The sequence below is a fragment of the Streptomyces sp. NPDC093064 genome (genome assembly GCF_044754605.1).
Taxonomy (GTDB): Bacteria; Actinomycetota; Actinomycetes; order Streptomycetales; family Streptomycetaceae; genus Streptomyces.
This window is the reverse complement of sequence record NZ_JBIVPK010000049.1, coordinates 41,751-54,002: the sequence shown is the minus strand read 5'-3', so window position 1 is coordinate 54,002 and position 12,252 is coordinate 41,751. Positions and strand designations below refer to the sequence as shown.

The window sequence follows — 12,252 nt, the reverse complement described above, 5'->3', positions numbered from 1 at the left end:
TGGCAGTACTGGACACGTCCCGGCGTTGTCAGGGCCGCTCTCGCCCTCCCCGGCATCACCCGGATCAGGCTGCCCTCAGCTTCAACCCCACTGCTGCGACAGCGAGTTGGTGCAGGCCTTCCACCTCCACTCGAACCAACAGCGCCTCACGGCGCACACAGAACTTGAGCCAGAACCCGTTTCCGGCTGCCTCCCGGAATTCCTCAAACATGTCGGTGATCCTTGCCCGCTGAGCCCTTCGCCCGAACGGGTGCCCCGCAGGGCAGGGATGATGCGCTGGTATGGCGGAACCCGCAGAGGGACACGCATTGGGCGGTGCCGACAGGGGTAGGCAGCAGAAGCTGACGGGATGTAAGGCAGCTGGTGGTCAGCGAGCTGGTCAACGCCCGCAAGTACGCCTCGGGCCCGGTGCAGCTGGAGCTGAGGATTGTCGGTGAGCGCGCTCATCCCGTGCTGGGTGTGGAGGCCTGTGCGATCGCCCGGCTGGCGGGGTGGCGTGCACGCCATACAAGGAAGACCGATGTGGCGACCAGGCACCACACGGCGAGTACCACGTAGGGCTCGACGTGTTGGTTGTGCGGGAAGTGGATGGCGTTGCGCTGCGCATTCACTGACGCGCCCGGTGGCAGGAACCGCCCTAGAAAGCCCAGGATCGGAGGGAGCAGGGGCCAGGCGACTGCGCCCCCGGACGAGGGGTTGCCGAGGATGACCAGCAGCAGCCACGTCGGCAGCATCGCCCAGCGGCCCAGGAAGGTGTGGAACGCGGTGAAGATCATGCCCGCCGTGAACATGGTCAACGTGCAGATCCCCCATGACTGGGCGAACGGCAGCCGCACCACGCCGAGCACCCAGTCGGCCATAACGCAGATCCACAGGCCGCCCAGCACGGAATAGCCGATGGTGGCGGCGATCCGTTCGACGGGGCGCAGCGCCTGGGCATGCACCGCTAGTTGGATGGCACCGACGAAACCGAGGATGGTGGACCCCAGGGCGATGTAGAAGAGAGCGAGCCCCTGAGGGTCGGTGGCCGGAAGCGGTTTGATGTCCCTGACCTGGACGGGAATGCCAAGCGCCCAGCCCACCGCCGGGGCGCTCTGGCCGAGGATCCGGGCGACCGACGCGCCCGCCGCGCTCGCCACATCGACCTCCACCCCGGCCGGTCGGCGCTGCAGGATCGCGAATTCCCGCTGCGCGTCGACCGCAGCGAGCGCCCTGCCGTAGTCGGGGTACGCATGCAGGACCAGTGACGTACCGAGCGTGGATTCCAGCGCATCGGTGAACCGGTCGCCCCTGGCCGACTTCCCCGTCACCGCGACGGGGATGCGATGCGGTACAGGATTGGCCATGGCCCAGCAGTAGGCGCCGACGAAGAGCCCGGCCAGGGTCGCGATGATGAGCGATACCACCACCGCCGGCACGAAACGCGACGACGTCAACCGCGACCATCCGCCCTGACGGGGCCGCCGAGGAGGCTCCGTCGCAGACCACCGCTCGCCCATGGCCGTGATCGTATGGGGGGCGCGGGGCGACACCTGGCTGCCGCACCGGACGCGTCACCGGCATGCCGGAACACCAGAACGAAGACGGGCTCCGGGCCTACTCTGGTGTGGGGCGCGGCGATGCACGGCGTTGTTGCGACGGGGAGGCGATCTCGCACTTCCAGCAGGCGCTGTCTGTACCGGGAGCGGACCGCTCGACCTTCGAAGCGGCACGGATCCGGCTGGCGTTCGGTGAACGACTGAGGCGCAGCCGTGGTAAGGGCAAGGCCCGAGAGCCTCTGGCAGCCGCGGCCGACACCTTCATCCGGCTTGGGGCCACTTCCTGGGCCGAGCGGGCCCGCAAGGAGTTGCCCTGCGTGATGCGCTGACCGCCCTGGACGGCGGGGCGTAATCTCTGCCCGGCGCGCTGGGGCTCGCCGAGCGCGCCGGCTCATCGCTGGTCAAGCCGCCGTAGGCCGAAGGGCACCCGTTCAGCGGGCGGCGGTGGTCACTGCAGCAATTCAGGCATCTTCACGACGCCTGCGGTGACCTGACCCATGACGAAGTCGGTGTACATCGTCGATGCTGCGCTTGCCGAATACCTCATCCGTGCTGGTCAAGCGGGGTGCTTTCGTCATGCCACGCTGGGGGGCACGGTCCTCGGGGTGGCACACGTCCGACAGCACCAAGGGCCACCGCCCAACGTCGGTCCATGAACTGATAGATGCCCCTCGATCACACGATGAAGCCGTGGCGCGGCCGTGACCTCAGCTCGGAAAGCTTGGGTGATCCAGGAGCTATGGTCGAGCTGACCAGCGGCGCAGCGACGGCTAGAGCTGATTGGCTGTCGAGTTGGTGCCCGACGTTTCCCGTGGTTCCCCGCATGTTCTGGCACGGTTCTGGCACGCACGCCGCAGCGCTGAGGGCGCCGCCTCAACTCGATCGCCCGTTTGGCTCGGCATCGGCTCCGCGAGTCAGTCTCTTCACTATCTCCAGCACCAGATCCGCTTCCTCCTCTGACAAGGCACTGGGCCATTGCGGTCCAGGGTGCTGCTCATGCGGGTACCGAGGACCACTGACGGTCAGCTGGGGGTGCGGTGGTTGCCGTACTCCGCTGCTGTACAGCAATCGATGCCGCCTGTAGGACTGGTGGTCAGTGTGACTGAGCAGCGTGGTAAGTACTGCCGCCCTGCCGATGAGTACCCGTACTCATGCCTGAGTGCACCCTCCGGTCCATCGTGGGGATCACCAACCCGGACGGACCCGAAGGAACCCTCGATGCCGAATGCCTCCCGCCCGCGCCGTATCCCGCGCCTGCGCCGACTCCTTGCGCTTGCCACGGACAACTGGCTCGCCCGAGGCTATCTAGCTGTATTCGCCGCGTCCGTCCTGGTCATGTTCCTCTTCCCGGACAGTGGCTTCGCCCCGGCCCCCCTGATGCTCACGGCTCCCCTCTCCTTCCTGAGTGTGGTCCTCCCCTTCGGCCCTGGCGCCGAAGGCAGCGGAGCGGTCGAGGTGCTCGCCGTCGGATTCTGGACCGTATGGCTCTTGCTGTGCGCCCTCGTGAATGCCGCCGTGTTGGGCGCCCTCGTCGCGAGATCCGCGACCACCGCACCTGCCGACGCGCGTGAGCCCCTCCCGCGTATCGCGGACCCCTCTGAACAGGAGGGAACGGACATGGCACGTTCTGCGCGTCCCCGCCTGCAAAGAATTCGGGTCCTGCTGGCGCCCGCCGTGGACAACTGGCTCGCGCGCGGGTACCTCGCTGTGGTCGCGGCGGCGCTGGCGTTCTTCCTGTACGCCGTGTACCTGTCGCCGGACCCGGGGTTCGCCGGGATCTGGCCGCTCATGGCCACGGCGCCGCTCAGCATCCTCGCCTCCTTGGTGGCGGCACTTGCGGAGTACTCCTCGCTCTCCTGGCTGAGCCCGTTGATTTTCTCCGCCGGTGTGGCACTGTCCGGGCTGGTCAACGCTGTGCTGCTCGGCCTGCTCGCACACAGGCTGCGGGCGCCAGGAGCGCGCTCAGCCACCTGAGGGACGCCGAACACCGGCCAACCTCCACACCGTCACCCCCGGTCCGTCTTAGAAGCGTCATGCTGCCCTGCCCTCCTTTGCACCCGCCGCAGCGAACGCCGGCCAACGGGCTTTGCAGTCCACGGATCGGCCCTCCGGCCAGTGGTGGGTAGCGACACGGCTGAGGCCCGTAGAGGCTCAGTGGCTGAGTCGAACCACCATCGATCTTGAAAACCGTCGTGGCGCAAGTCACCGTGGGTTCAAATCCCACACCCACCGCCCATGTGAACGGCCCCTGACCGGGTGAGACGGCCAGGAGCCGTTGTGCTGAGGGGTGCCCGCTCGGCACCCTGGTACCTCGAGATTCCCCGCACGATCGGGCGCGGATGGGGCACGGACAGCTTCTGCCGTCAGCTGCCGCCGAACAAGGTGCTCTTGGGTTCTTGACGCCCCCTCGCAGAAAGTGATCATCTTTGCTCTATGGCTTTGACGGCGACGTCCTCAATCCGCCGGAGGGCCCGCAGAGTCCTCTGGGTAGCGGTTGCTATGGTGTTGCTGGTAGCCGGCGGATGGCTGATCAACTACCGCCTGACTTACGACACGTTCGCCTGGTGGGAGGTTCCAGCTCGCATGAGCTTCTGCGGGCGCCAGTACGAGCCGGACGGCCACGGGAAGGCTCTGCCCAAGGGTGACGGCACGGTTACTCCTGTTTTCGTCGTGGAGCCGGCTGGCTGGCAGGTTTATAAGCAGACCTGGGGCAACGGCCCGGAGTGTCCCGTCACCCTTCTTCTGCAACGCAACAACCACGACGTCGTCGAGTACTCACTGCTCGGCGGTCCGTGAGTTCAGATGCCGAAGAAGCGAAGGCCCGGGTCTCTGACAACGACGAACTCAGGAAGCTGCGTCCAGCGACGTGAGATCCGCGCCTTGGACCGCCACCAGTACAGCCTCGCCCGGGGTCTTCCCCGCCGCCACGGCGACCGCCGGATCGATTCCCTCGACCTCGTAGACGGTCACCTCCTCCGACTTCTTCGTGCCGTCGACCTCGCCCGATTCGTCGCACCCGGGCAGCAGGCCGGTACCGAGGTCCTTGCCGACTGTGAACTTCGTGTCGGTCACGGACCGCCCCCTCACGTCGAGGTAGGACCGCCCCTCGTACTTCACGAGGTACGCGCACTTCGCATCGGAGGCGCCGCCCGCCTTGAGACCCCCGTCGCTCTCCCCCTTCGTCGTACAGCCAGTCACCCCGACCACCAGGACCGCCGCCACCGCCAGAGTCCTCGTCCATCTCCGCACCCGCGGCTTCGCTTCCATCGCCCGCCCTCCGCCTCTCCGACATCGCCGAAGGCCCTTCGGCCTCTCATACGATGACGGAGCAGACCTCCTTTTCGTTGTGCTCGACCTCCTGACCGCCGTCGATTTCCTGGCGGCCCGCCGCAGACAGCGCCGGTTATGGCGCAGACCCAGTCGTCGTGGAGCAGATACCGCCCACTGCAGTTCCTCTTGGCGCAGGCGTCGGTTTCGTCAGTCTCAAGATTCACGGCCACGGTAAGTGGCCAGACGAGTTCTCCAGAGCGCTTGCTCGGCTTCCCGGAGTAGGCGGATGGACAGCGCGCCCCTGGTCCGCCATGCTGCCCGGGCGATGATGCGCCAGTGTCGGCCGCATTGGGTGAGGGGTGGGAGCTGATGGAGCAACGGCAGGCCGGGGCCATACCGCCGGAGCGCATCCGCTACCGGTTGACGCGCCTCCAACGCGTGCTGCCTGTGCTGCCCATGATTCTTGTCCTCATGGCCTTTCAGGTCCTGTTCTGGTTGGACGGGGACCCGTTTGGTCCTGTACTGGTCTCAGGACTGCTCGATGGGGTCATCCTGCCGTTCGTGATGCTGATCATCTCGCGGCCCTTCGGCGTCACTCTCACGCAGTCGGCGGCCATCGTGCACAACCTCCGCCGCCGGACCATCCCGTGGTCGAACGTCCAAGCCATCCGGATGGGGTCGCTCTTCGGAAGCCGGACCGTCGTGATCTACGAAGCGGGCGGCCGAGGTACCCGCCTGCGGGCGCCTATCACCGGGTTCCTCAGCTGGGATCGCAGGTTCGAGGAGAAGTTCCACACCATCGGTAGATGGTGGCTGGACCACCGCGGCCCGGACTGGGCTCCCGTTCCGCCGCCGGGGGCACAGTGGGGTGGTCCACGTCGCGGGTAGCGAATCGCGTCCAGCATCTGGCGGTGGCAGTAGCCTTCGGGCTGCCCGCCCCGCCCCTGAAGCCAGGCCGGCACCGGCAGCAACGGCCGGATGGCCGCCCACTCGGCGTCCGTCATGTCCGATGGATACCGGCGCACCCGATCGGGATGGTCGGCCGCGTTGCCGTACACGTGCGCGAGGCAATCACACGATGGAGCAGCCGAGTTGAACTGGACGGGTTCGGACGCGTACAACAACGACACCAGGGCCTCTCGGCATTGCTCGGTCCCCGAACTACCGAGAGGCCCCGTCTTCATGCGCGTACCACGGGAAGATCACCCGGGCGGGGAACCTGTTCGACCCGCACGTTCCATCACCGTTTGAGAGACGGCTTCTGAACGCCACCCACCCCGCTCGCGGCTTGACAAACGGCATGAGGAATCGATGGCACGAACTTAGCGATCACCAACTTTCGGTGACAACGATCAACCATCCTTGTCACGGGACACCCGTGTTCCGTGGGTCCGTCTCTGGTGAGGTGGTTCGCCTCTTGGTTGAAGTGGTCCGATTTGCTCGCCGTCTCTAGGGGTCCGGTCGCTGCCCGCGGGCGTTGTCCCGAGCCGACTTGGTCTTCGTCCCACGGGCGGGCGCCACTCAGCGGCCCGGAACGCGGGGTCGGCACGGCATGGCGCGCCGACCCCGTCACCGTCTCCCAGGAGGGTGTCCGTTTCCTTCAAGACCCGACGCCCGTCCCCTGCCTACGCTGCCGGCCATGAACACCGAGCTGTCACCCCAATTCGATGTCATCGGCATCGTCGTCTCCGATCTGGCCGCGTCGCTCGCCTTTTACCGGCGCCTTGGGATCGCGTTCCCCGAAGGCTCCGAGGACCAGCCGCACGTCGAGGCCGCACTGCCGGGTGGGCTACGCCTTGCTCTCGACACCGAGGACACCATCCGCTCGTTCCACCCGTCGTGGCGTCCGCCGACGGGCGGCGGCCGGGTGGGACTGGCGTTCCGGTGCGCGAGCCCCGCACATGTTGACGCCGTGTACGAGGAGCTGGTCGGCGCCGGGTACCACGGCGAGCTGAAGCCGTGGGACACCGTCTGGGGCCAGCGGTACGCCGTGGTGAACGACCCGGACGGCAACGGCATCGACTTGTTCGCGCCGCTCGCGGACGACAGCGCTTGAGCTACCGTCCCACCAGCTCCGTCAGCGGCGCTCCCGCCAGCTCCCGCACCTCGCGTGACAGATGAGCCTGGTCCGCGAAGCCCGTCAGTGCCGCCGTCTCCGCGAAGGGGATGCCGGCGCGGGCCAGGGCAAGGGCACGCTGCAGACGGAGGACCCGGGCCAGGGTCTTGGGGCCGTAGCCGAAAGCGGTCAGGGAACGTCGGTGGAGCCGACGCGCGCCGAGGCCCACCGATTCGGCGGTCGCCGTGACGGAGCGGCCAGCCGTCAGCGACGCCACGACCGCCCCCAGGAGCGGGTCGAAGGGATCCGCGTCGGCCGCGAGACGCAGCGCCAGATCTTCGAGGGCAGCGGCCGGGTCCGGTGCCTCGTCGACGCGTTCCGTAAGGCGGCGCGTCTGGGCACCGGGCCATAGGTCTACAAGGTCCACGCGTCGGTCCCGCAGCTCGTGCGCGGGCACACCGAGCAGGGCGGGGGCGGTGCCGGGGAAGAAGCGGACGCCCGCCCACGGACCCTGCTCACCGGGGCCAGGGTGGTACGCGCGGGTGTCGGGCCCGGCAACAAGGAGCCTGCCCTCGGTCCACAGCAGATCCATGCAGCCATCGGGCAGGACAGCCGCCGCCTCGCCGACTCCCGGACGCCTGGCGGCTCCCCGCGTCCACACGACCGCCCCCGGCAGCCTGGACGCACGCTCTCCATACTCGGCGGACACGTCACGAAGGCTACGCCACGCGGGTGCGATACCCCGGGAGCCGAACGCGGACATCAGCCCGCAGGCGGTGGTATCGCTTCACACCGCAAGAGCCAGACCACATCATTCGAGACGCGGACCGGCAATCACGCACGACGGACCACATCGACCGGGAAACCAGGCGCCGACGACAACCGTTGGTACTGCTTCTACCAGTACTCGAACTTCGGGGGGCGCCGACTTCAGTGGAACCGTAGGGCTTCCAGCCTCTTCACGCGTTCGACGAGGTCCTCTTGTGCTTCACCCACCGCGTGATCGGGGCCGGGATCGAGAAAGTACGTATCCCGGTACGCATCGTGCAATTGCAGGAGCCCGGCCCTGTGGAGCTCCTGGATCGCGCTGTGAATGTCTTCCGCCCGTATGCCGTATTGGTCGTCGGCCCGGGCAAGTGTATCGCCTTCAGGAGGGGGCCTGTTGTACTTCCTTTCCGGCATCGCTCAGGGCCTCCGGTCGATCGTCGACACACTGCCCCGCTCCAGCGTCTCGGTCACGCTGAGAGTGGCGGGGACGGACACGTTGAGGCGCCGTGCGTGTCCGAACAGAGCCGACTCTGTGCCCACGGGGTAACCCGTCTCCGGGTCCAACAGTACTGATTCCCGTTGCGTGCTGCCGTCCAGCGTCTCGTTCTGCGACACGGCGATCACGTCCCGTCCGTTCCGGCTCGTAGTGCTGGCCACGGCCACGTCGGTGCTGCCGGCGAGGACCCGCAGCGCGGCGGCGCGGAGACGCGGATCCACCGGGCCGGATCTCGCCACGTAGCCGAGCAGGTCGTTCACTCCATAGATGATCAACCCGCCCTCCCAGTTCATCTTCGCCAGCTGCTGTGCGAGTTCCCCGGGGTCGGTGGCGAACGGAGCGACCGCCCCCCAGTCTCCGCCTTCCGGAGAGGGGAACTTGCCGGGCCCGAACGTCCGGTCCTCGACCCCGGTACCGGCGACCAGTCCCGCCTCTTCGGCTTCCTTCCGCTGTGCGGGGCTGGGGTAGATGGGCTCACCGAACGCACTGCGCTGACGTCCGGAATGGTCCTTGCCCACCCAGGACTCGGTCACGGTGGGCACGGCGGCGTTGGCAACGCCTCCCGGAACGTCCCCGGCTGTGTTGAGCCACCAGCCCCACGTCTTCGAGTACTGGTAGGCGCCCTGTGCCGCTTCGAGTTCGAGCCTTTCCACGCGCCGCGCGAAGGCGAGGAGGAACTCGCGCGCCGACTGTCCCTCAACGGGCTGCAGGGACAGTACGGGTGGTGTGTATGCGACAGGTGTCACTACGTCGCTGTTCGGGAGGAGGTTCCGGCCACCCACGGCCAGGGCCGTGCCGCCGCCCACGATCGCTGCTCCCGCGAGGAGCCGCCGTCGACCCAGACGTACCCGTCGCGGACGCCGGGTGGACCGAAGAGCCCGGAGTGTGTGCTCCGCCTGTGACGGCAGGGCGGCGCGGGCAGGCTCGACGAGACCTGCTGGATCATTGGCGGTGGTCAGGACTCCTCGGACCCGCTCCACGTCTCGCTTCACGTTGCAGTCCTCTCCGTAGTGACAGGGCGATGGTCGGCGACCGCAGGAACGTCCTTCGCGAGTTCGTGCTCCAATCTTCGTCGGGCCCTGTGCAGGCGCACGGCGAAGGTGGCTTTGCTGCACCCGAGAGCTTGGGCCGCCTCATGCGGCTCGAGGCCGTCCCAGGAGACGAGCATCAGCGCCTCACGGTCGCCCTCGGACAACCGCGAGAGAATACGGGCGGCGCCCATGCGCGCCAGCACCCGGGAGTCCGCGCCGGGTTCGTCTGTGTACGTGTCCTGTTCGCCGCGCAGCCGGCCTGCCAGCCGATCCGCCCGCCCCTGGGAGCGCCACGTGTTGGCGACGACCCGCCGGGCGATGCCGTATAGCCACGGCAACTCGGCGCCCCGCTTCGTCGACCAACGCTCCCAAGCGATGGCGAACACCTCCGAAGCAGCATCGTCGATCAGGTCCGGGGCGAGTCGGCGCGTCAGATACCTCACCACGGCGTAGTACGAGTCCCCGTACACCGCCTCAAACCGGGACCACTCGTCCGCGATCTCACTCACACGGCCTCCCCTTCCGATGATCCTCGCAGACCGTTTGTGTCCGTCACCCCCTCGCGATTACAGCAGCCGACCGTGCAATCCCTTCTCACGCCATCAAAAGAGATCCACAACCAGTGGTCAGTCTGGTTCGGTCACCGGTTGCGGCGGAACGGGTCGGGGGCGTCGCCGCACAGCACGCCGTGCACGAGCTGGACATGTACGCACCCGCATAAGCCTGAACGATCAGGAACTTCGCCGGGAACCGCGCCACCCCGGCGCTGCGGGCGATCACCGCATAGCCCGCCTCCAGCGGCTAGGAACGTGTGTCGCTAACGGGCAACTGACCGGGTGGTCTTGATCGCTGGGATCGCTCGCGGTCGCCCGGCTGGTTGTCCCGCGGCAGCGGTGGCCGGTCCTTCCGGCTTGGGGAATCGACCCGATGGCCGGACCTGTCAGGCAATCGCCATCCAGCGATGGCGGCAGCAGCAGGACCTGGTGAGGGTCGAACGCCCGGAACGTCCTATCCACCGCCGCCGCACGGCGTGGCAGCTGTTTGCCCTCCACCGGCTCGACCTCGAACGCCGGGCGGCGCTGGCCACGGCGATGGGCAACAACGGCGGGGTGCTGATCCAGGCCGTGCTGGTGGCTTTCGGGTTGGGGGCCGTGGTCGCGCGATCGATCGTGGTGTTCTCAGTACTGAAGTTCGCCGGCGCGCTCTATCTGATCTACCTCGGTATCCAGACGTGGCGGCATCGCGGGGAACTGGCCGTCACGGACGCGCAGCAGCGGCCACCCGCAAACCTGCGCCGCATCGTCCGGCAGGCTTCGTTGTCGGGGTGAGCAATCCGAAGGGCTTCCTGATCTTCTCTGCGGTGCTGCCCCAGTTCGTCAACCGCTCGGCGGGGCACGTGACGCTGCAGCTCCTGCTCCTTGGCATCGTCTGCGCCACTGTCGCTCTGGTTTCCGACTCGGCCTGGGGGCTCCTCGCCGGGACCACACGTGACTGGATCCGCGGGTCGCCCCGCCGCCTGTCCGGGATTGGCGCAGTGTCCGGGGCGGTGATGGTCGGCCTCGGCGCCGGTCTCGCTCTCACCGGGAATGACGTGTGATAGCGGATACTCGAAACGTTGCGCGGGTCGCCGGTTACTGAGACAGGCTCCTGGCCTCTTGCTCTGCACTATCTGCACCTTTGGCGCCGGACGTAGCGAACTACAGCCGACGGAGAAGAGACGTGGACGGCGACGATCGCCGCTAGAACAAGCCTCCAGGCTTGGGATGGGCAGGGCGCGGTTCACGAACGACAGGCTGTTCCTCAGGCAAACGCCGACCGGGCGATGATCTAAAAGCCCCGTGAGCCCCGTGCAGCGGGCGAGTCACCGGCTGAGCCGCACGTCCTTTCCGGTCAGCTGGGCCCGGATGCCGTCCTTCGCCACCGAGATGTCGCGCAGCCGAATGTCGCCCGGGAGGTCGTCCGGCAGCTGCGCCGAGAACTCCATCTGCTGCGCGACCTTCGGCTCCTGGAGCTTCTGCAGTCCCTGGATCAGCGACGGATCGATGCCGGTGGGCTTCAGCACCGACGGATGGTGCACAAGCGCGTCCAGCACCCGGCCCTTCATCATCTGCTGCGGGCGGACGTCCTTGCCGGCCGCCTGTTGCAGCTTGTCCTCGTCCATCCGGTCGGCGGCCGCCGCGGCCAGCTGCAGGCCGCCGCCCTTGCCCGGCACGTACGTGAGCAGGCCGGGCACCACCACGCGCAGGTCCCGCACGCTCATGGCGAGGCCGCGGTCACCGACCCGCCGCAGCTGCGCCCGCCCGCGGACCTGGGCCTGCCGGCCGCCCACCGGCAGGTCGCCGCGGGCCAGCACCGTGTTCTTCCCCGGACCGGGACTCAAGTGAACTTGCGACGCGCCGACTTCGCGGTTCAGGTCCTTGAAGTCCAGCAGGATGTCGCCGCGCACCCGGTCCAGCACCGCGCCCTTGACCGAGGACGGCAGGCTGCCGACGATCCGGATGTCGTCGACGTTCGCCCGCACCTGCGCGACGGAGACCGGCCCGGCGTCGACGTGCGGCACGCTGACCTCGACGTGGTCGACGCCGCCCGCGAGTACCTGCCCGAGGAACGGGAAGCTGTCGATGTGTACCTCCGGCGCGGCATGCAGCCCCAGCGCTTTCTGTACCTGCTGTGCCGCCAGATCCTGGGCGTAGAGCACGGCCCATCGGTCGCCGAGCGCGAGGAACGCGAGCGCAACGACGAGCGCGGCGAGCGTCTTGACGGTCCGCCGGACGATGCGGCCGGGCTTGCGCCCGACGCGCGGGCGGTCCTTCGTGCCGTCCTTGCCGTAGTCGGGGGCGGGGGCGACGGTGTCCGTGCCGCCTGTGTCGTCGGTGGCGGTGACGGCGGTGGCTTCGGTCTTGGCGTCAGCCTCGGCCGCGGGGCCGGCCTCGGCGTCGTCGCGGGTGTCCGCGCCTGCATCCGTATCCGAGTCGGCGCCGGGACCGGCCTCATCGTCGTGTACCGATGGCTGGCCTGGTGCGTCGCCGTCGGCACCGGCCTCAACGTCGGTCACGGGGGCCGTGCCGTCCTGGGCGGCACGGCTCACCGGTA

The 12,252-nt window shown here is 68.1% G+C and carries 14 protein-coding genes and 1 pseudogene; 7 read left to right on the top strand and 8 right to left on the bottom strand.

The window, feature by feature from the left end; genetic code table 11:
* Window positions 1-64 precede the first annotated feature (64 nt).
* Window positions 65-211, bottom strand: a complete 147-nt coding sequence (locus tag ACIQFZ_RS35685) for a hypothetical protein (protein ID WP_402693181.1) — start codon at window positions 209-211, stop codon at window positions 65-67.
* Window positions 212-443: 232 nt separating this feature from the next.
* On the bottom strand, window positions 444-1,499 hold the full coding sequence (locus ACIQFZ_RS35680) for an ABC transporter permease (RefSeq protein ID WP_376653092.1): 1,056 nt from the start codon (window positions 1,497-1,499) through the stop codon (window positions 444-446).
* A 62-nt stretch (window positions 1,500-1,561) separates the two neighbouring features.
* Here ACIQFZ_RS35680 and ACIQFZ_RS35675 point away from each other — a divergent pair, with 62 nt between their 5' ends.
* The 3 genes from ACIQFZ_RS35675 to ACIQFZ_RS35665 all read left to right on the top strand — a co-directional run bounded on the left by ACIQFZ_RS35675 (window position 1,562) and on the right by ACIQFZ_RS35665 (window position 4,334).
* A complete protein-coding gene (locus ACIQFZ_RS35675) occupies window positions 1,562-1,867 on the top strand; it encodes a hypothetical protein (RefSeq protein ID WP_383060631.1) in 306 nt (101 codons plus the stop codon).
* Window positions 1,868-2,756: 889 nt separating this feature from the next.
* The gene (locus tag ACIQFZ_RS35670; RefSeq protein WP_383060633.1) at window positions 2,757-3,512 is read left to right on the top strand and encodes an SCO4225 family membrane protein; all 756 of its coding nucleotides are present in this window, start codon (window positions 2,757-2,759) and stop codon (window positions 3,510-3,512) included.
* Window positions 3,513-4,037: 525 nt separating this feature from the next.
* On the top strand, window positions 4,038-4,334 hold the full coding sequence (locus ACIQFZ_RS35665) for a hypothetical protein (protein WP_365433091.1): 297 nt from the start codon (window positions 4,038-4,040) through the stop codon (window positions 4,332-4,334).
* Between the two features lie 48 nt (window positions 4,335-4,382).
* Here ACIQFZ_RS35665 and ACIQFZ_RS35660 read toward each other — a convergent pair whose 3' ends face one another.
* Window positions 4,383-4,760, bottom strand: a complete 378-nt coding sequence (locus tag ACIQFZ_RS35660; RefSeq protein WP_365433094.1) for a DUF6281 family protein — start codon at window positions 4,758-4,760, stop codon at window positions 4,383-4,385.
* A gap of 384 nt (window positions 4,761-5,144) precedes the next feature.
* Between ACIQFZ_RS35660 and ACIQFZ_RS35655 the strand changes: the two genes are divergently transcribed.
* Window positions 5,145-5,696 carry a hypothetical protein gene (locus ACIQFZ_RS35655; RefSeq protein ID WP_402693180.1) on the top strand — a complete coding sequence of 184 codons (552 nt, stop codon included), beginning with the start codon at window positions 5,145-5,147 and terminating at the stop codon, window positions 5,694-5,696.
* Here ACIQFZ_RS35655 and ACIQFZ_RS35650 read toward each other — a convergent pair.
* Window positions 5,693-5,992 (bottom strand): annotated as a pseudogene (locus ACIQFZ_RS35650) (transposase); the annotation flags it as partial. The gene ACIQFZ_RS35655 and the pseudogene ACIQFZ_RS35650 sit on opposite strands and share 4 nt — an antisense overlap.
* 455 nt (window positions 5,993-6,447) lie before the next feature.
* Here ACIQFZ_RS35650 and ACIQFZ_RS35645 point away from each other — a divergent pair.
* The gene (locus ACIQFZ_RS35645) at window positions 6,448-6,864 is read left to right on the top strand and encodes a VOC family protein (protein ID WP_383060635.1); all 417 of its coding nucleotides are present in this window, start codon (window positions 6,448-6,450) and stop codon (window positions 6,862-6,864) included.
* Between the two features lies 1 nt (window position 6,865).
* Here ACIQFZ_RS35645 and ACIQFZ_RS35640 read toward each other — a convergent pair whose 3' ends face one another.
* The 3 genes from ACIQFZ_RS35640 to ACIQFZ_RS35630 form a co-directional block, all read right to left on the bottom strand.
* Window positions 6,866-7,627 carry a helix-turn-helix domain-containing protein gene (locus tag ACIQFZ_RS35640; RefSeq protein ID WP_365433100.1) on the bottom strand — a complete coding sequence of 254 codons (762 nt, stop codon included), beginning with the start codon at window positions 7,625-7,627 and terminating at the stop codon, window positions 6,866-6,868.
* Window positions 7,628-8,049: 422 nt separating this feature from the next.
* On the bottom strand, window positions 8,050-8,874 hold the full coding sequence (locus tag ACIQFZ_RS35635) for a hypothetical protein (protein WP_402693179.1): 825 nt from the start codon (window positions 8,872-8,874) through the stop codon (window positions 8,050-8,052).
* Between the two features lie 242 nt (window positions 8,875-9,116).
* Window positions 9,117-9,668: an RNA polymerase sigma factor gene (locus ACIQFZ_RS35630; RefSeq protein ID WP_402693178.1), complete on the bottom strand. Its 552-nt coding sequence runs from the start codon at window positions 9,666-9,668 to the stop codon at window positions 9,117-9,119.
* 582 nt (window positions 9,669-10,250) lie between these two features.
* On the opposite strand from ACIQFZ_RS35630, the gene ACIQFZ_RS35625 reads away from it, so the two are divergent.
* Together ACIQFZ_RS35625 and ACIQFZ_RS35620 are read left to right on the top strand one after the other, a co-directional pair.
* Entirely contained in the window at window positions 10,251-10,487 is a 237-nt protein-coding gene (locus ACIQFZ_RS35625) for a LysE family transporter (RefSeq protein ID WP_383060665.1), read from the top strand.
* Complete coding sequence (locus ACIQFZ_RS35620) at window positions 10,484-10,756, top strand: LysE family translocator (protein ID WP_383060638.1); 273 nt, start codon at window positions 10,484-10,486, stop codon at window positions 10,754-10,756. Before ACIQFZ_RS35625 ends, ACIQFZ_RS35620 begins: the two co-directional genes overlap by 4 nt.
* Window positions 10,757-11,020: 264 nt before the next feature.
* Here the strand turns inward: ACIQFZ_RS35620 and ACIQFZ_RS35615 are convergent, their stop codons facing one another.
* Window positions 11,021-12,214, bottom strand: a complete 1,194-nt coding sequence (locus ACIQFZ_RS35615; RefSeq protein ID WP_402693177.1) for a DUF2993 domain-containing protein — start codon at window positions 12,212-12,214, stop codon at window positions 11,021-11,023.
* Window positions 12,215-12,252 lie beyond the last annotated feature (38 nt).